At 63.1% G+C, this 22,119-nt stretch carries 18 protein-coding genes; 9 read left to right on the top strand and 9 right to left on the bottom strand.

Annotated elements, in window-relative coordinates:
• Nucleotides 1–47: 47 nt before the first annotated feature.
• Both B0G75_RS04020 and B0G75_RS04015 read left to right on the top strand, forming a co-directional pair.
• Nucleotides 48–1,379, top strand: coding sequence for a YihY/virulence factor BrkB family protein (locus tag B0G75_RS04020; protein ID WP_106300812.1), 1,332 nt, complete (start codon nt 48–50; stop codon nt 1,377–1,379).
• Nucleotides 1,380–1,797: 418 nt separating this feature from the next.
• A complete protein-coding gene (locus B0G75_RS04015) occupies nt 1,798–2,979 on the top strand; it encodes a porin (RefSeq protein WP_106300810.1) in 1,182 nt (393 codons plus the stop codon).
• 221 nt (nt 2,980–3,200) lie between these two features.
• Here B0G75_RS04015 and B0G75_RS04010 read toward each other — a convergent pair whose 3' ends face one another.
• The 8 genes from B0G75_RS04010 to B0G75_RS40075 form a co-directional block, all read right to left on the bottom strand.
• Nucleotides 3,201–4,073: a proteasome-type protease gene (locus B0G75_RS04010; protein ID WP_106300808.1), complete on the bottom strand. Its 873-nt coding sequence runs from the start codon at nt 4,071–4,073 to the stop codon at nt 3,201–3,203.
• A 178-nt stretch (nt 4,074–4,251) separates the two neighbouring features.
• Complete coding sequence (locus B0G75_RS04005; protein ID WP_106300806.1) at nt 4,252–5,052, bottom strand: transglutaminase family protein; 801 nt, start codon at nt 5,050–5,052, stop codon at nt 4,252–4,254.
• 12 nt (nt 5,053–5,064) lie between these two features.
• Nucleotides 5,065–6,015 (bottom strand): alpha-E domain-containing protein, encoded by a 951-nt coding sequence (locus B0G75_RS04000; RefSeq protein ID WP_106300804.1) that lies wholly within the window; start codon nt 6,013–6,015, stop codon nt 5,065–5,067.
• Nucleotides 6,016–6,179: 164 nt separating this feature from the next.
• A complete protein-coding gene (locus tag B0G75_RS03995; RefSeq protein WP_106301879.1) occupies nt 6,180–7,589 on the bottom strand; it encodes a circularly permuted type 2 ATP-grasp protein in 1,410 nt (469 codons plus the stop codon).
• Between the two features lie 405 nt (nt 7,590–7,994).
• A complete protein-coding gene (locus B0G75_RS03990; RefSeq protein ID WP_007177969.1) occupies nt 7,995–8,447 on the bottom strand; it encodes an HU family DNA-binding protein in 453 nt (150 codons plus the stop codon).
• Between the two features lie 514 nt (nt 8,448–8,961).
• Nucleotides 8,962–10,434, bottom strand: coding sequence for a PLP-dependent aminotransferase family protein (locus tag B0G75_RS03985; RefSeq protein WP_106300802.1), 1,473 nt, complete (start codon nt 10,432–10,434; stop codon nt 8,962–8,964).
• A gap of 219 nt (nt 10,435–10,653) precedes the next feature.
• A complete protein-coding gene (locus B0G75_RS03980; RefSeq protein WP_106301876.1) occupies nt 10,654–12,195 on the bottom strand; it encodes a peptide MFS transporter in 1,542 nt (513 codons plus the stop codon).
• A gap of 159 nt (nt 12,196–12,354) precedes the next feature.
• Nucleotides 12,355–12,753, bottom strand: coding sequence for a hypothetical protein (locus tag B0G75_RS40075; RefSeq protein WP_146142472.1), 399 nt, complete (start codon nt 12,751–12,753; stop codon nt 12,355–12,357).
• 374 nt (nt 12,754–13,127) lie between these two features.
• Between B0G75_RS40075 and B0G75_RS03975 the strand changes: the two genes are divergently transcribed.
• The 7 genes from B0G75_RS03975 to B0G75_RS03945 all read left to right on the top strand — a co-directional run bounded on the left by B0G75_RS03975 (nt 13,128) and on the right by B0G75_RS03945 (nt 21,151).
• Nucleotides 13,128–13,700 (top strand): cupin domain-containing protein, encoded by a 573-nt coding sequence (locus B0G75_RS03975; RefSeq protein WP_012426331.1) that lies wholly within the window; start codon nt 13,128–13,130, stop codon nt 13,698–13,700.
• A 181-nt stretch (nt 13,701–13,881) separates the two neighbouring features.
• Nucleotides 13,882–15,498, top strand: a complete 1,617-nt coding sequence (locus tag B0G75_RS03970) for a peptide ABC transporter substrate-binding protein (RefSeq protein WP_106300800.1) — start codon at nt 13,882–13,884, stop codon at nt 15,496–15,498.
• A 17-nt stretch (nt 15,499–15,515) separates the two neighbouring features.
• On the top strand, nt 15,516–16,454 hold the full coding sequence (locus tag B0G75_RS03965; RefSeq protein WP_012426329.1) for an ABC transporter permease subunit: 939 nt from the start codon (nt 15,516–15,518) through the stop codon (nt 16,452–16,454).
• A gap of 3 nt (nt 16,455–16,457) precedes the next feature.
• Nucleotides 16,458–17,372, top strand: a complete 915-nt coding sequence (locus tag B0G75_RS03960; RefSeq protein ID WP_258194216.1) for an ABC transporter permease — start codon at nt 16,458–16,460, stop codon at nt 17,370–17,372.
• A gap of 1 nt (nt 17,373) precedes the next feature.
• Nucleotides 17,374–18,372 carry an ABC transporter ATP-binding protein gene (locus B0G75_RS03955; RefSeq protein ID WP_106300798.1) on the top strand — a complete coding sequence of 333 codons (999 nt, stop codon included), beginning with the start codon at nt 17,374–17,376 and terminating at the stop codon, nt 18,370–18,372.
• Nucleotides 18,369–19,394, top strand: coding sequence for an ABC transporter ATP-binding protein (locus B0G75_RS03950; protein ID WP_106300796.1), 1,026 nt, complete (start codon nt 18,369–18,371; stop codon nt 19,392–19,394). Before B0G75_RS03955 ends, B0G75_RS03950 begins: the two co-directional genes overlap by 4 nt.
• A 176-nt stretch (nt 19,395–19,570) precedes the next feature.
• On the top strand, nt 19,571–21,151 hold the full coding sequence (locus tag B0G75_RS03945) for an OprD family outer membrane porin (RefSeq protein WP_106300794.1): 1,581 nt from the start codon (nt 19,571–19,573) through the stop codon (nt 21,149–21,151).
• Between the two features lie 50 nt (nt 21,152–21,201).
• Here the strand turns inward: B0G75_RS03945 and B0G75_RS03940 are convergent, their stop codons facing one another.
• Complete coding sequence (locus B0G75_RS03940; RefSeq protein ID WP_106300792.1) at nt 21,202–22,080, bottom strand: IclR family transcriptional regulator; 879 nt, start codon at nt 22,078–22,080, stop codon at nt 21,202–21,204.
• Nucleotides 22,081–22,119: the final 39 nt, after the last annotated feature.

Genomic DNA, 22,119 nt, shown 5'->3' with positions numbered 1-22,119 from the left:
ACCTCGTATTGCCCGCGCGGCGCCAGTACCCATTGGGAAACACGACCATGGACATCGACACGCTTTCCGCCGAGAACCTCCAACAGCTGGCCCGCAAGCAGGCCAACTGGGCCATCGGCGCCTTCAAACAGTTTGCCGAAGACCGCTGTGCGGCCATGGCCGCGAGTATCGCTTTTTATGCGGCGTTTTCACTGGCGCCCACGCTGGTGATGGTGATCGCCGTGGCCGGCTGGTTCTTCGGCGCCGAAGCCGCGCGCGGCGAGTTGTTCGATCACATCCACGGATTGCTCGGCGACCAGGCGGCCGCGGGCGTCCAGACGATCGTCGAGAACGCGCATCACAGCGGCAGCGCCGGTGGCATCGCTGCGGTGATTTCGCTCGTGACGCTGGTGATCGGCGCCTCTGCGACCTTTTCGTCGCTCAATAGCGCACTGAATATAGTCTGGCCGAATACCGGGCCGCGTTCGTCGAGCGTGATCGCGCTGGTGCGCGTGCGTCTGATTTCATTCGGGCTGGTGCTGGGCGTCGCGTTTCTGCTGATCGTGTCGTTGGTGCTCGATACGGTCATCACCTTCGTCGGTAAATGGCTGTGGGGCGACTCGCCGTATGTCGTGATCGGCAATCTTCTCCAACTCGGCGTTGGCTTGCTCGTGCTGGCGTTCGCCTTCGCCGGCTTGCTCAAGTTTCTGCCGGATGCCCGCGTGCGCTGGCGGGACGCGTTCGTCGGCGGCATAGTCGCGGCCGCGCTGTTTTCGGCGGGCAAGAAGCTGTTCGCGCTGTATCTCGCGCACGCCGGCATGGCCACCTCGTTCGGCGCGGCCGGTTCGCTCGCCGTGCTGCTGATGTGGCTGTACTTCTCCGCCGCCGTGCTGCTGCTCGGCGCGGAATTCTCGGCGGCGCGCGGGCGCATGCACGATCCGCGCGGAGGCTGGGGCATGCAGACCGACACGCCGCCTGGCAGCCGCGCCAAGCTTGCCTCGGTGCTGGCGGCATCGACTGTTGCCGCGGATGCAGTGCCGCACGCCGATGCGCAAGCGAACGGACGCGCCGCGTCGGACGACACCGCGCTCACTCCCGCCATGCGCGCCGCGAAAGCCGGCGCGCTTGACGGCACGGCGCCGGCAGCGACGTTCCGGGCGCAAGCCAGAAACAGGCCGTCGGCGCGAGCAACGGTGCTCAAGGTCGGCCGTACTGTCGTGCTCGCCGAAGCGCAAGCGACGCGCATCGCCGCCGTCACGCTAATCGAAGCGAGCCGCAAAGCCGTTGCGGCCGACCGCTACGTGAGGCGGCATCCGTGGAGTTCGGTGCTCTTCGCGGCGACCGCCGGGCTGGCGGCAGCAATGGTCGTGCGCCGCCATACCGACAACAGCGAACCTTAAGGCCTCGAGTCGCTTCCAGCCAGGCTTCGCGGGCCGCATCCGCAGGCCTGACCGGTTGCGCCTGCTCAGAACGACGAAAAGCTGTCTAGCGACTCCGTCAAGTACGATCTGGCTCGATTTTTATGGAAACGCTACAAAACGAGCCGGAAAACTAGATAACTTCATTACATTTCACATACAAATCAGTGTCGAAAGTACACGTATTGGAGCACTCACTGTCAACAAAACAACAATAATGCCGAGTCAACGAATAAATGTTGCTGAAACCGAAACGATCGTTAACGCGCTTTAAATACAAGGCTTTGCGTGGTTTGTCAGTTTTTGGAGACACTCTTTTTTTTCCAGTTCTTGCCGATTGACCCGGTGAGCTATTCTCCTTTCCGCAACAAAGAAACTAATCATCTGCGTGGAGAAATGGATGAAACGAATCGCACTGTCTACCCTCTCGCTGGCGCTCCTGAGCGCCACTGGCGTGGCACATGCTCAAAGCAGCGTGACCCTGTACGGTTTGATCGATGAATCGATCCAGTACGCTCACAACACTGTGGACGCGAACGGCAAGAACTCGAATCAAGTTGGCCTGGTCGGCGGCAACCTGCAAGGTCCGCGTTTCGGCTTGAAAGGCACGGAAGACCTCGGCGGTGGCCTGAAGGCAATCTTCCAGTTGGAAAACGGCTTTGACGTGAACAACGGCAAGCTGGGTCAAGGCGGCCGTATGTTCGGTCGTCAAGCCTACGTCGGCCTGACGGGTGATCAGTGGGGTACGTTCACGCTGGGTCGTCAATACGACCCGCTGGTCGACCTGGTTCAGCCGCTGACGGCTGACAACTACTTCGGCTCCACCTTCACCACGCCGGGCGACGTCGACAACAACGACAACTCCTCGCGCACGAACAGCGCCATCAAGTACACCTCGCCGGTGTGGGGCGGCTTCCAGTTCGAAGGCATGTACGCTCTGGGCGGCGTGGCTGGCGCAACGGGTTCGGGTCAATCGTGGTCGGGCGCAGCAACGTACGCAACGGGCCCGTTCAGCGTGGCTGCAGGCTACTTCCGCCTGGACAACGGCAACACGCTGGCTAGCCGCACGTCGGCAGGCACGGTGGGCTGGAACGGCAGCACGTCGGACGGCACGTTCGACAACCAGGTCAACGGCGCATACGCCGCGGCCAAGTCGATCGGCATCGCTTCGGTCGCTGCGCAATACGTCGCGGGTCCGTTCACGGCTAACGTGCGTTACAGCAACGCGCAGTACAAGCCGGATGCGAACTCGGGCTTCGGTTCGACCGAGAAGTACAACGTCGTTGGCGGATACCTGGGTTACCAGGCTACGCCGGCCATGCTGGTTGGCGTGGGCTACATCTACACCAAGGCTAGCGGCGATTCGAGCGCAACGTATCACCAGGTTTCCCTGGGCGGCGACTACAACCTGTCGAAGCGCACGGACGTCTACCTGGTCGGCGCATACCAGCACGCAAGCGGCGAGCAACGTACGTCGGGCGGTGGTCTGGTCAACGCAGGCGCGGCAATCGGTTCGTACGGCTACAACTCGGCTTCCAGCTCGCAAGAACTGGTCAGCCTGGGCATCCGCCACAAGTTCTAATCGAACTTGACGGACTGCTGAAGCAACACGCAGTTGAAGACCAGCCACGGGTGAAAGCCTGTGGCTGGTTTTTTTTCGTCCTGAGTTCTTCGATTCTTCTGGACGATCGAATGAAAAAGGCCGCCAGCAAGCCCGATTCAGGCTCCTGACGACCTTTGGTGTACCGGCTGCCGCCGAGGCGGCCTCACGCTGCGCCGACGCCAGCGACGGCGTCTTCCGGCTTACTTCCGCTGCGCCTTGCCCCTCTCCGCCTGCGCCAACGTCTGCGCGGGCTTCGCATCGAGTTCATGCTCGATGCCATCGGCGCCCACCGGCGCGCGGTGCAGCACCAGTGCCCGCTCCCGCTGCAGCAACGGCACATTTGGCGATTCCTGCCAGTCCGGATCGGGAATCTCGCCGAACACCTGGCGCAGCCGCTCGCCCCACGTCCGGTGAATCATCTCGAAGTACGCGTTGTCGTGATCGATCGAGACGAAGCGCGTCACGCGCAGCGTGTCCTTCTGGTAGACCAGCAGATCGAGCGGCAAGCCGACCGACAGGTTCGAGCGCAGCGTCGAGTCCATGGAGATCAGCGCGCATTTGGCGGCTTCGTCGAGCGGCGTGGACGGCGTCAACACGCGGTCGATGATCGGCTTGCCGTACTTGGCCTCGCCGATCTGAAAATACGGATTCACCGCCGACGCCTCGATGAAATTGCCCGCCGCGTAGATCATGAACAGGCGCGGCCGGTTGCCCGCGATCTGCCCGCCGAGAATGAAGCTGCAATTGAAGTCGACGCCGAATTCCTGCAAAGCCTCCGCCTCGCGCTGATGCACGCAACGCACCGCGCGGCCGATCACACGGGCCGCGTCGGCCATGGTCGGCGCGCTCCAGAGCGTGGGCAGGGAAGGATCCGTGGGCTCGGACAGCTCGTGCAACACCGCTTGAGTCAGCGACAGATTGCCGGCGCCCAACAGCGTGAGCATGCGCTCGCCCGGCTGCTCGAACACCGACATCTTGCGCGCGGTGCTGATGTGATCGACGCCCGCATTGGTGCGCGTGTCCGAGAGGAACACGAGACCGTCGTCGACGGACATCGCGACACAGTAAGTCATAAGAAAAGTTACCCGCAAAAAACAACTGAACGGCGCTATTGTAATGCGGCGCGCATGCGCCTCTATCCCGTTATATCCCGATTATCGGCCGTTGCGGGCCTATTCTGAATGGTGATATGAGGGCTAGCGCTCGCTGGCGCCTTTAGAGCCGTCTCTGCAGGCCGCCCTCGTTGCGTCTCTATTGCGACTGTTGCCCGCTGACTGTAACGGACACTTTGAGCTGTTCTTCCAGCCCGCCGATACGCCGGCCACGCACCGGCGCGGCCGCTTCATAGTCGCGCGCGACGGCGAGGCGGCAGTAGAGTTCGCTGGCAAACGCCGCATGTGTGACGTCGATGGAAATCCAGCCCTTGCCGTCGAGCCACACATCGACCCATGCATGGCTCGCGCCGTGCGTCACCTCGCCGGGTTCGATATAGCCGCTCACGTAGCGCGCCGGAATGCCGCGCGCGCGGCAGCAGGCGAGCATCAGATGCGCATGGTCCTGGCATACGCCGTTGCCGAGCGCGAGCGCCTGGGCGGCCGTGCTGGTGACTTCGGTAATGCCCGTGTTGTACTTCACACGCTGCACGATCTGTTCGGCGAGCGCGATCAGATTCGCCGAGCTGGCCAGGCTCGGCACCGATTCGGCCAGTTCACGGACCGCCGCATCGGCCTCGGTCAAGCGCGTCGAACAGGTGAAATGCTCGAGCGGAATCGGTCCGACCGCGTCGGGCAAATGTCCGTCGATCAGCGGAATCGTGTCGACTTCGCCGGCCACGTGCAGACGAATCTCGCTATGCGGCTTGTTGATGACCAGCGTGTGCAGCACGTTGCCGTACGCGTCGAAGGTCGCGTCGAGCTTGCCCGGCGCGTCGATGCTCCAGCGCCGCACGACCTGCGAGGCGCCGCTCGCCGGCGTCAGACGCAGTTGCTGGATCGAATAATGGACAGTCGCTTCGTAGCGATAGGACGTGTCGTGGCGGATCGTCAGGTACATAAAGAAACTCCGTCAGGCGACTGGCAACATCAGATAGGTACGCGCAACCAGATTGCCCAGCTCGAACACGCGAGCGAGGAACTGTGTCAGATAGGCGTGCAGGCCGGCTTCGAAAATCTGCCGGATGTCGGAGTAGACGAGTTCGGCGCGCAACTTGCCGGCGAACCGTTCGCACTGGTTCGAGCCGGAGGTGCGCAGCATCGCCAGATTCACGCAGACGCCTTCGAGCGACGCCAGCAGCGAACGCGGCATCTGCTGATTCAGGATCATCAGTTCGACCACGCGCGCCGGCGTGACGACATCGCGATACACCTTGCGGTAGATCTCCAGCGCCGACACCGAACTCAGGATCGAAGTCCAGTAATAGAAGTCTTCGAGCTGGCGCGCGGCATCGCGTGAATTCGGTTCGACGTCGGCAAAGCGCACGTCGAGAATCCGCGCGGTGTTGTCGGCGCGTTCGAGGAAAGTGCCGAGCTGCGTGAAGAAAAACGCGTCGTCCTGAAGCGCGGTGCCGATCGTCACGCCGCGCGACAGATGCGAGCGGAACTTGACCCACTCGAACAGCGCGCCCGGATTGCTCGCGGCCTGGCCGGACGAAGCGCGCTCATTGAACTCGAGCCACGTATCGTTGATGGTTTCCCACCACTCGGTCGTCAACGTGCCGCGCACGGCGCGGGCGTTTTCGCGCGCGGCTTGCAGACACGAATGGATACTCGACGGATTGGTCGCGTCGGCCACCATGAAATCGAGCACGTTTTCGCGAGTCGGTTCGTCGTAGCGCTGCGCAAACGCGGTTTCGAGTTCGGAGATGCGCAGCACCGAGCGTTGCGCGCGCGCCTCCTGGTCGGGCGTCTGCGGCAACAGCAGCGCCTTCAGGTTGATATCGAGCATGCGGGCGGTGTTCTCCGCGCGCTCCATGTAGCGGGCCATCCAGAAAAGGTGATCGGCGGTTCGGCTTAGCATGACGGCGTTCCGTATCTGATGACGCGAGGCCTCGTCGAGGTAAGAGGCCCGCGCTGGTTATCCGTGTGCGCCGGCGGCGCGCGTGTTGCGTATCACGTGCTGCCCGGCGCGTTGGGTTGCAGGCGCGGTTGCGCGAAGCTTGTGCGACCGCATCGGCAACCGCGTCAGTCGACCATCCACGTATCTTTGGTCCCGCCTCCCTGCGACGAATTGACGACGAGCGAGCCCTCCTGCAACGCCACGCGCGTGAGTCCGCCGGCGACCATCGTGACGGCCTTGCCGGACAGCACGAACGGACGCAAGTCGATATGGCGCGGCGCGATGCCGGCTTCGACGAAGGTCGGACATGCGGAGAGCGCGAGCGTGGGCTGCGCGATGTACCCCGCCGGACGCGCGATCAGACGCTCACGGAACGACTCGATTTCGGCTTTCGTCGAAGCCGGTCCGACGAGCATGCCGTAGCCACCCGCACCGTGCACTTCCTTGACCACCAGTTCCGGCAGGTGCGCGAGCGTGTACGCCAGATCGTCCGGCTTGCGGCACTGGAACGTGGGCACGTTGTTGAGGATCGGCTTCTCGCCGAGGTAAAACTCGATCATTTCCGGCACGTACGGATAGATCGATTTGTCGTCGGCGATGCCGGTGCCCATCGCGTTCGCGAGCGCCACGCGGCCCGCGCGATACGCGGTCAAGAGACCCGGCACGCCGAGCGCCGAGTCGTTACGGAAGGCGAGCGGGTCGAGAAAATCGTCGTCGACGCGGCGGTAGATCACGTCGACGCGTTTCGGTCCTTGCGTGGTGCGCATGAACACATAGTTGTCGTCGACGAACAGGTCCTTGCCTTCCACCAGTTCCACGCCCATCTGCTGCGCAAGGAACGTATGCTCGAAATACGCGGAGTTGTACATGCCCGGCGTGAGCACGACCACGACTGGATCGTCGACGCCCTCGGGGGCGACCGAGCGCAGTGTATCGAGCAACAGATCGGGATAATGCGCGACCGGCGCAATGCGGTTCTGCACGAACAGCTCGGGGAAAAGCCGCATCATCATTTTGCGGTTTTCGAGCATATAGGAGACGCCCGACGGCACCCGCAGGTTGTCTTCGAGCACGTAGAACTCGCCCTCGTCGCCGGCTCGCACCACGTCGACGCCGGCGATATGCGCGTAAACACCGAGCGGCACATTCACGCCCTGCATTTCAGGCCGGTATTGCGCGTTGGTGTAGACCTGCTCGGCCGGCACGATGCCGGCGCGCACGATATTGCGGTCGTGATAGACGTCGTGGATGAACAGATTGAGCGCCTGCACGCGCTGGCGCAAACCGGCCTCCAGCGTCTGCCATTCACCGCGCGGAATGATGCGCGGAATCAGGTCGAATGGGATCAACCGCTCGGTGCCGGACAGGTCGCCGTTCACCGCGAAGGTGATGCCGACCCGGCGAAACAGCAGGTCGGCTTCCGCACGCTTGCGCGCGATCGCCTCGTTGCCCTGCTTCACGAGCCACCGCTCAAAGCGCGCGTAATGTGGCCGCACGGCATCGTCATGATGACGCATCTCGTCATAGCATCGCATGTCACGCCCCGCTCTTGTTGTCGGATAGAAGGCGAATGCGCTGCGCATTCGGTGTTCGACAATCGATCAAGCAAGCGCTATGCCATTGAGCTTTCCACGTACTAATCCGCTTGCATGCACGCGAATAGCGCATCCCGGCCGGCACGGCTCCGCTGTCATCCTACTGCGGCGGCCCATGATGCGCTAGTACAGTGCATGGGCGGCACCAAGGTGCACCGGCGGAGCAGATCATGCGAGGCGCCCAGCGAAATCGCAACACGCTGCGAACGCACATAAAAAATCCCCGTGGATTCGCACCCACGGGGATTCAGACAAACCTGTACCGCGGATCGTCCCGAGGAAATGTCCCTCGGGTCGTCTCACGCGTCAACCATTGTTAAAACAGCGGCGACGCGTGAAGCGCGATCAGCCTGCAGCAGCGTCTTTCAGCTTCTTCAGCGGACGTGCCTTGATGCGCACGCTAGCCGGCTTGGCCGGGAACCAACGCTCTTCGCCCGAGAACGGGTCTTTGCCGAAGCGCTTCTTCTTCGCCGGGACAGCTTGCACGACGATCTTCAGAAGACCCGACAGCGTGAATTCGCCAGCGCCCTTCTTGTGCACGGCGCCGAGGATCGTGTCTTCGAGCGCGGCCAGAACAGCCTTGGCGGTCTTCGGTTCCACAGCAGCGCGTTCAGCGACGTGTGCAGCCAGCGAGGCCTTCGTGAAGGTGTCCTTGATCGGCGACGGAGCGCTGGACGCCTTCACGGCGACCTTCTTAGCTGCGACGGCCTTCTTCGCAGGAACTTTCTTTGCAGCAACCTTCTTGGTCGGTACCGGGGCAGCAGCCTTCTTGGCCACCTTTTTTGCGGAAGTCGGCATGTTTCTCCTACCTGTTGTGGTCAGTGAATTGCACGAAGCGCACACCGTATGTGCACGCTTCAACGCCGGATTCTACAAGCGCTAATGCGATTTGCGCGACTCTTTTATGTATAACAGCGAAGGTTTGTTGCGCGGCGCAGACTGCGCAACACATTTTGATGCTTGTTTTAGCGGGTAAACGTGCGTCGAGGGGTCCGGCAACACGAACACGTAACGTACGTTACAAGTCATTTCGATGCATGAATAACGGCACTTTCTGCGCGCGGGCATCGCCGGCGGATCACTCGATGATCGCGAAAAACACTTCAGGGCTCGCTCGCCATGCACTTTCACGCGGCGGAAAAAACACGCCTCCTGCAGCGAAAAACGCTGCAGGGGGAGGCCAATCTCGCCCTGCGACAGAAAATCGCGGGCGGCGCTCAAAACAGTTTTACTGCCGACTGACGTGTTCGAGATCGTGTTCGCGTTGGCCTGCGCTTTCTTGATTTAGACGAACACCACGCGCGTCGCCGGCCTATTGCGTGAGCCGCGGCAGGATGCCGGCAAGCTTGGTGAGCGCGGCATCGATGTGCTCGACCGCGATATTGCCGTAGCCGAACATCAGGCCCGCCTGCGGCTTCGCGCGCACATAAAACGGCGCGAGTCCGTACAAGCCGATCGACGCTTCACGCGCCGCGCTCACCACCGCTTCTTCCGTCAGCGGCGCTTTCAGACGCGCCGCCATGTGGATGCCGGCGGTCGGCACGATCGGCTCGAACCAGGGTGCGAGGCCGCCATGCAGATGATCGAGCAGCATCGCGCGGCGCGCCGCGTAGGTCTTGTGCATGCGCCGCAGATGTTTGGCAAATTCGCCGTTGAGCATGAACGACGCGAGCGCCGTTTGCGTGAGCGTGCAGCCGTGCCAGTCGCCGATCTGGCGCGCCTTGATGAGCGGACCGTAGAGCGAGGCCGGCGGCACCACATAGCCGACGCGCAGTTCCGGAAAGATCGTCTTCGAAAACGTGCCGACGTAGGCGACGAGTCCGGCGCGGTCGAGACTTTTCAGCGGCTCCATCGGCCGTCCTTCGAAACGGTACTCGCAGTCGTAGTCGTCCTCGATGATCACCGCGCCGCGTTTCTGCGCCCATTCGAGCAACTCGACGCGGCGCTCGAGGCTCATCGGCATGCCGAGCGGAAACTGATGCGAAGGCGTCACGTAGACGAGCCGCGCCTTGTCCGGCAGCTTGCTGACGATCAGGCCTTCCGCATCCACCGGCACAGGCACCACGCGCGCACCGGTCGCCTTCAGGCACGCGTGCGCCGGCGAATAAGCGGGGTCCTCGATCGCCGCGACTTCGCCGGCGCGCAAGGAGATACGCGCCAGCAGATCGAGCGCGTGCTGCGCGCCTTGCGTGACGATCACGTCTTCCCAATTGCTTGCGACGGCGCGGTTGAAGGCCAGGTAACGCGAGATCGCGAGGCGCAGCTCCTGCTCGCCAGGCGCGTCGCGATAGATACCGGGGCCGCGCGCCTGAGCACGCAACGCGTGGTTCACGCAGCGGCGCCAGACGTCGAAGGGAAACAGCGTCTTGTCGGTCGCGCCGCCGACGAAGTCTTGCGGCGACGCCACCGAAGGCTTCGGCAAAGGCAAGCTCTCGGGCATCTCGTCCCACAGCGGCTGGGCGCGCGCGGCAGCTTTCGCCCTGGCCCGTTCACGCGACGACTCCGCGGCCCGCGCATGCGCGGAGCGCTCTACCGGCAGTCGCTCCAGACCGTCAGCGACGAAGGTGCCCGAGCCGCCGCGCGCGCTGAGATAGCCTTCGGAGAGCAGCCGCTCGAACACGTCGAGCGTGGTCTTGCGCGACACGCCCAGTTGCGTGGCGAGCTCACGCGTGGACGGCAGACGGGTGCCGCCCGCGAGACGTCCTTCGAGAATGCCGGCGCGCAACTGGCGATAGATCTGGCCGGACAGATCGTGATGACCTTCGACCGCGATATGGATTTCCATCCGGGTGGCTACCTTGAGTGTCTGGGAAACGGTTCGTTGGAAAGACCAATGGCAACCGTTAGCTTACCTCCGGCGGTTATATCCCATGAACACCTTCGACACTCGAGCGCGCCCGGCGCTTCCAGATGCAAAAATGGCGCGCCTTGCGTTACGAGGCGCGCCATTCCTGTTTATCGGAGCACATCATGGCGTGCGCCGCGTTCGTCGACCAGAGCGTGATTACTCCGCCACCGCCCCATTCAACGCCGCCGTTTGCCGCGCGCTCTCACGCGCCTCGTCGCTGCAACGCTGATGTTCACGCGACAGCTTGCGCATCAACGGCAGCAACAGAACCGCCACCAGCGCGCCCACCGCCGCGAGCCAGCCCAAGCCGGTAAACAGCTTGGTATACAGCGGCAACGATTCCAGCGGATCCATATCGCCCGCCGGCATCTGCGCGAAATTCGCCACCACGCTGCCCAGATATTGCGACACGCCGGTCGCCACGAAGTAAGCGCCCATCATGAAACCGCTCATGCGCGCCGGCACGTAGCGCGCGATCATCGCGAGCCCCAGCCCGCTCACCAGCAATTCGCCGAGCGAATACAGACCGTAGCCGCCCACCATGAACCACGACGACACACGTCCGTTCACCGCGTAGTTGCCGCTCGCCGCATAGACGAAAAAGCCGGCCGCAACCACCGCGAAGCCGAACGCATACTTGACCGCCACCGGCACGTCCTTGCCGCTCTTCGCGAGCTTCGTGTACAGCAGCGCGAGCAGCGGGCTCAGCAACATGATCCAGATCGGGTTGAGCGCCTGGAACTGCGCGGCGCTCCACGTGAACCACGTCTGGCCGAACAGAATGAAACGCGGATCGACGTTGCGCAGCGCGAACAGCGTGAGCGACGTCGACATCTGCACGTAGAACACGAAAAAGAGGATGACCTGCGCGGTCAGGATCAGCGCGGCGACCAGGCCCGAGCGCTCCGAGCGTTCGCACTTGATCAGCATATAGCCGAAGATCGCCAGAATCGCGACGCCCGCCGTGTACACGCAGGCCACCGCGATCGCCTTGTGCTGCAGCACGAACATGGTCGCCGCGCCGAGCGCGAGGCCGCCCAGCGCCACCGCGCCGACGCGCTTCCAGCGCACCGGTTCGGCGTCCGGCGCGGAGCCGATATGCGCGAGCGTGCGGAACATGATGAAGTAGTTCAGCACCGACAACAGCATCCCCGCGCAGCAAACGGCGAAGGCCGTATGCCAGCCCCAATGGTCCTTGATCCACGGCGTGGCGAGCATCGACACCGTCGAGCCGATGTTGACCGCCATGTAGTAGATCGTGAATGCGCTGTCGATACGCGCGTCGTCGCCTTCATAGATACGGCGCACGAGATTCGCGGCGTTGGCCTTGAACAGACCGTTGCCGACCACGATCACACCGAGCGACGCATACATATAGGCAAGCTGGTCATTGGGCAGCGCCAGCATGAAATAGCCGACGGACAGCACGCCGGCGCCGAAGATCATCGTGCGCCGCGCGCCGAGAATCTTGTCGCCGATCCAGCCGCCGATCGACGGCGACGCGTACACCAGCGCCGTGAACGCGCCCCACGTGAGCGTGGCGTGGCTGTCGGTGAATTGCAGTTTGTCGATCATGAACAGCACGAGCAGCGCCGCCATGCCGTAATAACCGAAGCGCTCCCACATCTCGATCAGAAAGACCGTCGAAAACGAACGGGTCTGCGAGACGCGTGCGCCCGCCGGATTGGATGAATTCATCATGTACCTCTTGTTCAAACGGTTGCGGCGTCGCGCGAACTGGCCGCGCGGCGCGTGAAACGGAATCTGGAAAGACAGTCGGCGAAGCATGCGCCCTCATGCGGATGCGACAGGCGCACAGGCGCACAGGCGCAGCGCGCGAGCGCGCTCATCCGCGCGCTAAAGCGCCAAACCAGCAGATAAACCAGGGGATGGGATCGAGACCCGCCACGCGAAACGCCCCGCAGCAAGTCCCCTTCGGGGACGCTGCGCCACACCGGGCTCGGACTCCGGCATGCGGAGCGGGCTCAATGATAAAGCATCGCGACGAACGGGGATTTCGAGGGCGGCACAGAGCAGCGTTGCCACGCGGCGGCAGGCGGAAAGCCCGCGGCGGAGAAAATCGGCAGTGATGGTCATGTCCTTGCGCCGGCTGCCGTTAAGTTGGAACGTGCCGGACAGTGCTCCGCCGCGCAGGATCGCTGCGGGCGAAATGATAAACAGCGGCCGGATTCGCGTGTGGTGGTGTCCACATGCGCGCCCGTCCGCAAGCGGGCCTGATTCTGCAAACAGAAACATCCCAAGTCACTCAGGGAATCCACTGAGCCCGCGTCGACTACATGCCATTACATCCATGTGTTTTCGCCGAATCGGTGCGTGTCGTCGGAAATAGCCTTTGGTGTCATACGCTTAACCGTCCCGATACTCATATTGCATAACCGCGTTTATCAGCGTGCATACTGCACTCGTTACCCCGATTGTTCGCCGTTTCTAGAAATAAACGGTCGTTTTGGCCGGGGTTAGTTTCGATTCTGGCAACATAGAGTGCTGTCTCGAAATGTGGTCACTCGCAACCACTTGGGGCTGAAAAGACCTGCAGTCCCGCCCAGGACCGCAATCAAACCATATTTACTTATATCAAACAAATTTTGACGGGCTAATTTCCTCCTGCTATGGTCACGACAATTCAAAAAAGCAATCCGGCATTAGAAATCGGCAGCAAGATCCGCGCGCTGCGCCAACGGCTCAAGCGCACGCTGGATGACACGGCAACCGCGGCGGGAATTTCCAAGCCGTTTTTGTCGCAAGTCGAGCGCGGGCTGGCGTCACCGTCCATCACATCGTTGGCCGGGATCGCCCACGCGCTTGGGGTCACGGTGCAGTATTTCGTCGATACACCCAGCGAGGAACGCTGCGTGAGCCGGGGCGATCAGTTGAAGTTTTTCGGTTTTGCGGACTCGGCCAATCTGTTTGCGCGGCTGACCAACTTGACGGGCGGCCGTCAGCTCGAAGCGATCCTGGTGAGGATGCCGCCCGGGCAGAAACGCTCCGAAGTGACCACGCATGCCGGGGAAGAGTTTGTTTATGTGATCGACGGCGAAGTGTCGTTGACGCTGGAAGGCAAGACGTTCGTGTTGCACGCGGGAGACAGCGCGCATTACGAATCGACGGTGCCGCACAGCTGGGTGAACACCGCGCGCATCGAGTCGGTGGTCGTCTGGGTGGGCACACCGAGACTGTTCTAAAGAGCAGGCACCTCATCCGGTTGAGCCGGCGAGGGATTGCCTGCATTACGCAATGTAAGGAATCCTGCATGTCGCGCTACCACCACGAGCAACAAGGGCCGCCCTGGCCCGGGCAACGCAGCTAAACCGGCGCCCTGGCGCCAGCGCGTTTCTCTCTCGACCTTTCCTGCGATCTCAACCGATGAAAACCCCGTTCGTCTACACGACGGCGCTGGCCGCGCTCGTCCTCACGTTTGCCCCTTCCGCATTCGCCGTCACGGTGCCGCCTGGCGTCACGCTCGCCGCGAGCCAGGAGATGACCCGCCAGGTGCCGGGCGAAACCGAATCGCTCGACCCCGCGCATATCGAATCGTGGACCGGCAACACGATCGGCCTCGACCTGTTCGAAGGCCTGACGCGCATGGACGCGAGCGGCGCGATCGTGCCGGGCGTCGCCGAGTCGTGGTCGCGCAGCGGGCCGAATACATGGGTTTTCAAGCTGCGCCACGATGCGCGCTGGAGCAACGGCCAGCCGGTCACGGCGGCCGACTTCGTCTACTCGTGGCAACGCGTGCTCGATCCGAAGACGGGTTCTAAATACACGGTGCTGGTCGAATTCGTGAAGAACGCCAAGGCGATTCTCGCGGGCAAGGCGCCGCTTTCGAGCCTCGGCGTGCGCGCCGTCGATCCGTACACGCTCGAAGTCACGACCGAAGTGCCCGCCACGTTTTTCCCACAACTCACGGCCATGGCGACGATGACGCCGGTCAACCGCGCGGTCGTGACGAAGTTCGGCGGCGATTGGACCCGTCCGGGCAACTTCGTGGGCAACGGCCCGTATGCGCTCACCGACTGGCAGCCGAGCAACCGCCTGGTGGCCACCAAAAGCCCGACGTACTGGAATAACGGCAAGGTCGTGATCACGAAAGTGACCTACCTGCCGATCGAAAACGACGAAACGGCCATGCGCATGTACCAGGCCGGCCAGTTCGACTACACCTATTCGATTCCGTCAGGCGTCTATGCACAGGTGAGCAAGCAGTTCGGCCCCGAGCTGAAAACCGGGCTGCAGATCGCCACGTACTACTACAGCCTGAATAACGACGACCCCGCCTTCAAAGATAAGCGCGTGCGCCAGGCGCTGGCGATGGTGCTCGACCGCGACCTGCTGACCAAGCGTCTGACAGCCGACGGCGAAGTGCCGATGTACGGCCTGATCGCCAAGGGCACCGAAGGCTCCGGCGTCTTCACGCCGGAGTGGGCGAACTGGCCGATGCCCAAGCGCGTCGACTACGCGCGCAACCTGCTGAAGACCGCGGGCTATTCGGAGGCGAAGCCGCTGACGTTCACGCTCACCTACAACACCAACGACCTGCACAAGAAAGTCGCGCTGTTCGCCACCTCGGAGTGGCGCACCAAGCTCGGCGTCACGGCAAAACTCGAAAACGTCGAATATAAGGTGCTGCTCAAGCAACGCCACGACGGCAAGGTGCAGGCCTCGCGCGACGGCTGGTTCGTCGACTACAACGACGCCAACTCGTTTTTCGATCTGATCCGCTGCAACAGCGTGCAGAACGACCAGCACTACTGCAACCCGCAAGTCGACAAGCTGATCGACGAAGGCAACCAGCAGCTCGACGACGCGAAGCGCACCGCGCTGTTCACGCAGGCGCACGATCTGGCCATGAACGATTACCCCGTGGTATCGCTCTTTCAGTATTCGGCCGACCGGCTGGTCAAGTCGTACGTTGGCGGCTATAAACCGACCAACTACCTCGACATGCGCGCCACGCAAGACATGTATCTGACCAAGCACTAAACGCGGGGAGCACCGTCATGCTGGCCTATACGCTGCGCCGCACGCTCTGGGCGATCCCGACGATTCTCGCCGTGATCACCGCGTGCTATCTGCTGCTGCATCTCACCCCGGGCGGCCCGTTCGACACCGAGAAGCAACTCTCGGCCGCCGTGCTGGCGAACCTGAACGCCAAGTATCACCTCGACGAACCATTGTGGCTGCAGTACCTCCACTACCTCGGCTCGCTGCTGCACGGCGACCTCGGGCCGTCGTTCCGCTACGCCGACTGGTCGGTCAACGACCTGGTGTGGAAGGCGCTGCCAGTCAGCCTCGGCGTGGGCGGCGTGTCGGTGCCGATCGCGCTCGTGATCGGCGTCGCGCTCGGCACGGTGGCCGCCGTGCGGCGCGACCGCTTCGTCGATCACTTCGTGATGGTGCTCGGCAATCTCGGCAACGTGGTGCCGCCCTTCGTGCTGGGACCGGTGCTGGTGTGGATCTTCGCGATCCTGCTGAAAACGTCCGAAGGACACGGCTGGCTGCCGGCCGGCGGCTGGGGCGAAGGCGAATGGCGCTACCGCGTGCTGCCGATCGTGCTGCTCACCATCATCAACGTCGCCGCGATTGCGCGTGTGATGCGCGGCAGCATGATCGAAGTGCTGTCGGGCAACTTCATCCGCACCGCACGCGCCAAGGGTCTGCCAGGCCGCACCATCGTGTTGCGTCACGCCATGAAGCCCGCGCTGATGCCGGTCGTCTCGCTGCTCGGCTCGATCTGCATCTCGTCGATCACCGCGGCGGTGGTCACCGAATCGGTATTCGCGCTGCCGGGCCTCGGCCAACTGGTCGTCAACGGTGCGATCAATCGCGACTACACCCTCGTGCTCGGCCTCGTCGTGCTGACGACCGCTGTCGCCGTGCTGTTCAATCTGCTGGTCGACCTCGCGTATGCGTGGCTCGATCCGCGCATCCGGTACTGATCCATGCCCCGCTCAATTCAATCGACTGCCGCGGCGCTCGATCCGCTCGCGGCCATCGCCAGGGCGCCGCGTTCGCGCGGCCCGCTCGCCACCGCCGCATGGCGCTTCGTGCGCAACCGCGCCGCATTCGCCGGCTTTGTCGTGCTGATGCTGATCGTGATCGCCTGCGTGGCCGGTCCGTGGGTCCTGCCGAACAATCCGATCGATAGCGACTGGAGCGCGATCAGTCTGCCGCCGACGCTGCAAAACATGCATTGGTTCGGCACCGACGAACTCGGCCGCGATCTACTCGCGCGCACGCTGCAAGGCGGGCGCGTGTCGCTCGAAGTCGGTTTGCTCGGCACGCTGGTGTCGGGCCTGATCGGTGTCGCGTACGGCGCGACAGCGGGCTATCTCGGCGGACGCGTCGACGCGGTGATGATGCGCATCGTCGACATGATGTACGCGATTCCCTACATGCTGATCGCCATCCTGATGATGACGATGTTCGGCCGCGCTTTCTATCTGGTCGTGCTCACCATCAGCGCGTTTTCGTGGCTCGACATGGCGCGCGTGGTGCGCGGCCAGACCCTGTCGTTGCGCTCGCGCGAATTCATCGACGCGGCGAGAGCGATCGGCGTGAGTTCGCGTTCGATCATCGCGCGTCACATCGTGCCGAATCTGTTCGGCGTGGTCGTGGTGTACGCCAGCGTGACGGTGCCGAACATCGTGCTGACGGAATCGGTGCTGTCGTTTCTCGGCCTCGGCGTGCAGGAGCCGATGACGAGTTGGGGCGTGCTGATTCAGGACGGCGCGCAAAAGCTCGAATCGATGCCGTGGCTGCTGCTGTGCCCGTCCGTGATGCTGTGCGTGACGCTGTATTGCGTGAATTTCGTCGGCGATGGTCTGCGCGACGCGTTCGATCCAAAGGACCGCTGACATGCCGCTACTCGAAGTCAAAGACCTCAGCGTGCGCTTTACGCGCCGCGAAGGCGCACCCGTCGACGCGGTGCAAGGCGTGTCGTTTAGGCTCGAGGCGGGCCGCACGCTCGGCATTGTCGGCGAATCGGGCTCAGGCAAGAGCCAGACCGTGATGGCGCTTCTTGGCCTTCTGGCCGGCAACGGCAAGGTATCGGGCAGCGCGACTTATCGCGGCGAGAACCTGCTGACCATGAACGAAGCCTCGCTGAACAAGATTCGCGGCGACCGCATCGGCATGATCTTTCAGGACCCGATGACCTCGCTGAATCCGTTCCTGACGATCGAACGGCAGATGACCGAGACGCTGCAACTGCATCGCAAGATGTCGCGCCGCGAAGCGCGCCGCCGCGCGATCGAAACGCTCGAATCGGTGCGCATTCCCGATGCCGCGCGCCGTATCGGCATGTACCCGCACGAGTTTTCGGGCGGCATGCGCCAGCGCGTGATGATCGCGATGGCGCTGCTCTCCGAGCCCGAAATCCTGATCGCCGACGAACCCACCACCGCGCTCGACGTGACCGTGCAGGCGCAGATCATCGAACTGCTGCGCGAACTGAATCGCGAACGCGGCACGGCGATCATTCTGATCACGCACGACATGGGCGTCGTGGCCGGCCTGTGCGACGACGTGATGGTGATGTACGCGGGCCAGACCGTCGAGCAGGCCAGCGCCGCCGCGCTATTCGCCGCGCCGACGCATCCGTACACGCTCGGCCTGCTGAACGCGCTGCCGCGCCTCACCGACGATGACGACGACCGTCCGTTGCAAACCATTCCTGGCAATCCGCCGCTGCCCGGCGAAGTCGGTGCGGGTTGTGCCTTCGCGCCGCGCTGTGGGTATTGCACCGATCGTTGCCGTGAATCGCGGCCACCGCTTGCCGCCTCCGCTGATCACGTCGACGCGCTGCGCGCGTGCCATCGCCCGGTGGGTGAAATTCTCGAGGCACAACACGTATGAACACCACTCCGCTTGCAAATCACGACGCGGCAACGTTGTTGCGCGTCGACAATCTCAAGGTGCAATTCGGCGTGCCGCGCGGCGGCTTTCCGTGGTCCGGCAAAGCGACGCTGCGCGCGGTGGACGGCGTGTCGTTCAACGTGCGGCGCGGCGAAACCGTGGGACTGGTCGGTGAATCGGGTTGCGGCAAGTCGACGCTTGCGCGCGCGATCATCGGACTCGCGCCGGTGGCGAGCGGCAGCGTGCGCTGGCTCGGCGACGAAACCGTGCTGCCCGGCGCACGCCGCGATACTTCGCGTTTGCGCCGCGACGTGCAGATGATTTTCCAGGACCCGCTCGCCTCGCTCGATCCGCGCATGACGATCGAACAGATCGTTTCCGAACCGTTGATGACGCACGGCCAGGATATCGCCCGTGCCGATGTACAGCGGCGCGTGCTGACCATGCTCGAACGTGTCGGCCTCAACGCGCAGCATCTGCGCCGTTATCCGCACGAGTTTTCCGGCGGCCAATGTCAGCGCGTCGGCATTGCGCGCGCGCTGATCGGCGAACCGCAACTGGTGATCTGCGACGAGCCGGTGTCCGCGCTCGACGTGTCGATCCAGGCGCAGATCGTCAACTTGCTGCGCGATCTGCAACGCGAACTGTCGCTCTCGCTGCTGTTCGTCGCGCACGATCTGGCCGTGGTGAAAGCAATCAGCCACCGCGTGCTGGTGATGTATCTGGGTCGTGTGATGGAATTCGGCGACAAGCGCGAGGTGTATGGCACGCCGCGCCATCCTTATACGCGGGCGTTGCTCTCGGCCGTGCCGGTACCCGATCCGGTGGTGGAGCGCGCGCGCCGTCATCTGCTGTTGCGCGGCGAAATTGCCTCGCCGCTCAATCCTCCTTCCGGCTGCGCGTTTCGCACGCGCTGCCCGGATGCAATCGACGCCTGTGCCCGGGAGATACCGCAACCCGTCACGCACGGCGCGAGGGCGACACGGGTCGCGTGTATTCGCGTGGAAGACACCGTGAGCTAAGTGCCGCTGGCGCACCGCCAGCACACCGAAGAACCTGAAAGATTAAACCGTATTCCCGGCGCGGCGGGCCGTCGCGCCGCTGGATTCGTTCGTCCTGCCAACTGCGGAACGAGCGATAAGCATGGACTGGCTAACCGCCAGCCAAAGATTCACCACAATAATCAGAGACGTACTCAATGAAAGATACCCGATCAAAAAACCGGTCAAAAAAAACCGGAGCAGCAACGTTCTTTTACTGCGCATTCACGCTTCCCGCACTGACATTGGCTGCAAACGCGTATGCCGACGACGGCGTCACGGAGCCCACCTCCGAGGCGTCTAAAACTCAAACGGTCGCGCAAACGTTGTCGTCCCCCGCGCAACTCGCGCAAACCACACCGACGCAGCAAAACAACTCGTCCGGCAAGCGCCGCGCCGAACAAGGCGGCCAGGTGCGTAACGACCAGCCCGACACCACCAACGCCATCGTCAACGCCGAGGCCAGTCAGACAGTCACGCCGCCCGCGCCGCTGTCGAGCCAGGCAGCGAGCAAGGGTTTCATCGCGGACAGCCATCTGAATCTGCAGTTTCGCAACTACTCCGACTACTTCCAGGCGCCCAACACGATCTACCGTCACGCGTGGGTCCAGGGCGCGCAGGCCAACTTTGAGTCCGGCTACACGCAAGGGCTGGTCGGCTTCGGCGTCGATGCGTCGCTGTTCGGCGCGCTCAAGCTCGACGGCGGCAACGGAGCGGGCAACATGGTGCACGTGGGCAAGGACGGTGGCGGTTCGCAACAGCTCGCGTGGGCGTATCCCGGCATGTACGACATCAAGGGGCGCATTTCGGAAACGGTCGTGAAGTATGGTTTGCAGGACGTGACGAACCCGTTCCTCGAACCGCACGACAACCGCGCGTTGCCGCCGACCTTCCTCGGCGTCTCGATGGTCAGCAACGATCTCGCGCACACTGAGCTTCAGGCCGGCAGCTTCACCAAAGTCGACGCGCGCGGCCACACCAATCTGACCAATCTCACCACCTCGTACGGCGGCACGCGGATCGATCGCCTGACTTATGTGGGCGGCACGTGGCACTATGCGAAGAACGGCGAAATGGCGCTGTACGTCGATCAGGCCGACGACGTCTGGCGTCAGTACTACGGTTCTGTTGCGCAATCGTTCGGCGATCCGACCGCCATCAAGTGGAGCGGTCTTGCCAACATCTACTCGACGCACGACACCGGCGCGTCGCGTCAGGGGCACATCAACAGCAATGCGTACAGCGTGTCGGTCTCCGCGCAGCACGGCCCGCATGCGCTGCTGCTCGGCTACCAGCAGGTGCTCGGCGACCAGTTCTTCGACTACGTGAACGAGACCAACGGTATCTACCTGACCAACTCGATGGACGTGGACTACAACGCGCCGCACGAGCAGTCGCTGCAATTGCGCTACACGTTCGACGGCAAATACGCCGGCGTCCCCGGGCTCAAGGCGATGTTCTGGGGGCAATACGGCTGGGGCGCGGATGCGTCAGCGGGTGCGGCGGAAAATGCCTCGCCTTCCGCGCCGCTGCATGATCTGTACTGGAAGAACGGCGAGCCGGTGCATGGCCATCATCACGAGTTCGGTTTCATTCCAAGCTACACGCTGCAAAGCGGACGCTTCAAGGACACGAAGGTCACGTTCATCGCGATGTGGCACAACAGCCAGTCTCACTACTCGGACGGCAACAACATGGAGTACCGACTGGTTGTGAACGTGCCGGTGAAGGTGTTCTAAGCGGAACGAGGCGGCGTGGTTTGCGCGCTGCCTCGTCATCGCGCATGCGCTCAGCCGGTGATCCGTTCAGTCGTCATCGCGCGCGACAAGCCATGCATCGGCCGGCGCAACGCGACATCGAAAGGATTGGTTTGCGGGCCGATCGCATCGGCCTGCCGCCGCAGCAATTCGACCACCATCGGCAGACGATCGTCGCCGAGACGCGCGGCCAGCGTGCCGACGCTCAACGCCGCCACCGCCACTCCCGCGCGGTCAAGAATCGGCACCGCCACGCCCGCCATGCCGTCAAGCACGCCGCTATTGCGGCCCGCGTAGCCCAACTGGCGCACGCGTTCGATCTCGGTGCGCAAATACACTTCGTCGAGCACGCCGTAGCCGCGAATGCGCGGCACGTTGAAACGGATGATCTCCTCGCGCTCCGCCTCGGGCAAAAACGCGAGAATCGCCAGACTGCCCTGCCCGACTCCCAAAGCCACGCGCCCGCCGATATCGCCGGTGAACGAGCGGATCGGAAACGGCCCTTCGCAGATGTCGAGGCACACCGCGTCGAAACTGCTTTTGACGAGCAGAAAGATCGTGTCGCCGAGACTGGCGCATAGACGCAATAACGCGGGACGGCACAGCGTGCGCATGCCGCTCGGGTTGCCGGCCTGCGCCGCGAGCGCGAAAAAATCCACACTCAGCCGGTACAGCTTGGAGCTTTCGTCCTGTTCGACGATGCCCTCAGCGATCAACGCATGCAGGATGCGATGCACGGTGCCCTGTGTCAGCCCGACCGCTTTCGCGAGACGCGTGACGCGTCCACCGTCCGGTTGCGCTTCGGACAATGCGCGGATGACCGCGAACGCGCGCTCCAGCATGCCGGGGCCGGGGGCGCCGCCTGTGTCCGCGGTGTCGGTGGGAGTATCTCGTTTGGCGGTAGGGTTCATTTCAATCTCGTTCAATTATTTCACTGATTGGAACACTAT

The organism is Paraburkholderia sp. BL18I3N2, assembly GCF_003001875.1.
Classification (GTDB): domain Bacteria; phylum Pseudomonadota; class Gammaproteobacteria; order Burkholderiales; family Burkholderiaceae; genus Paraburkholderia; species Paraburkholderia phytofirmans.
The sequence above is the reverse complement of the archived record's forward strand: the minus strand, read 5'-3'. Positions and strand labels throughout refer to the sequence as shown.

Coding starts and splice junctions, on each gene's coding strand:
- B0G75_RS04020 (WP_106300812.1), top strand. CDS start 48: ATGGACATCGACACGCTTTCCGCCGAGAACCTCCAACAGCTGGCCCGC.
- B0G75_RS04015 (WP_106300810.1), top strand. CDS start 1,798: ATGAAACGAATCGCACTGTCTACCCTCTCGCTGGCGCTCCTGAGCGCC.
- B0G75_RS04010 (WP_106300808.1), bottom strand. CDS start 4,073: ATGACTTACTGTGTCGCGATGTCCGTCGACGACGGTCTCGTGTTCCTC.
- B0G75_RS04005 (WP_106300806.1), bottom strand. CDS start 5,052: ATGTACCTGACGATCCGCCACGACACGTCCTATCGCTACGAAGCGACT.
- B0G75_RS04000 (WP_106300804.1), bottom strand. CDS start 6,015: ATGCTAAGCCGAACCGCCGATCACCTTTTCTGGATGGCCCGCTACATG.
- B0G75_RS03995 (WP_106301879.1), bottom strand. CDS start 7,589: ATGCGATGCTATGACGAGATGCGTCATCATGACGATGCCGTGCGGCCA.
- B0G75_RS03990 (WP_007177969.1), bottom strand. CDS start 8,447: ATGCCGACTTCCGCAAAAAAGGTGGCCAAGAAGGCTGCTGCCCCGGTA.
- B0G75_RS03985 (WP_106300802.1), bottom strand. CDS start 10,434: ATGGAAATCCATATCGCGGTCGAAGGTCATCACGATCTGTCCGGCCAG.
- B0G75_RS03980 (WP_106301876.1), bottom strand. CDS start 12,195: ATGAATTCATCCAATCCGGCGGGCGCACGCGTCTCGCAGACCCGTTCG.
- B0G75_RS40075 (WP_146142472.1), bottom strand. CDS start 12,753: ATGTTTCTGTTTGCAGAATCAGGCCCGCTTGCGGACGGGCGCGCATGT.
- B0G75_RS03975 (WP_012426331.1), top strand. CDS start 13,128: ATGGTCACGACAATTCAAAAAAGCAATCCGGCATTAGAAATCGGCAGC.
- B0G75_RS03970 (WP_106300800.1), top strand. CDS start 13,882: ATGAAAACCCCGTTCGTCTACACGACGGCGCTGGCCGCGCTCGTCCTC.
- B0G75_RS03965 (WP_012426329.1), top strand. CDS start 15,516: ATGCTGGCCTATACGCTGCGCCGCACGCTCTGGGCGATCCCGACGATT.
- B0G75_RS03960 (WP_258194216.1), top strand. CDS start 16,458: ATGCCCCGCTCAATTCAATCGACTGCCGCGGCGCTCGATCCGCTCGCG.
- B0G75_RS03955 (WP_106300798.1), top strand. CDS start 17,374: ATGCCGCTACTCGAAGTCAAAGACCTCAGCGTGCGCTTTACGCGCCGC.
- B0G75_RS03950 (WP_106300796.1), top strand. CDS start 18,369: ATGAACACCACTCCGCTTGCAAATCACGACGCGGCAACGTTGTTGCGC.
- B0G75_RS03945 (WP_106300794.1), top strand. CDS start 19,571: ATGAAAGATACCCGATCAAAAAACCGGTCAAAAAAAACCGGAGCAGCA.
- B0G75_RS03940 (WP_106300792.1), bottom strand. CDS start 22,080: ATGAACCCTACCGCCAAACGAGATACTCCCACCGACACCGCGGACACA.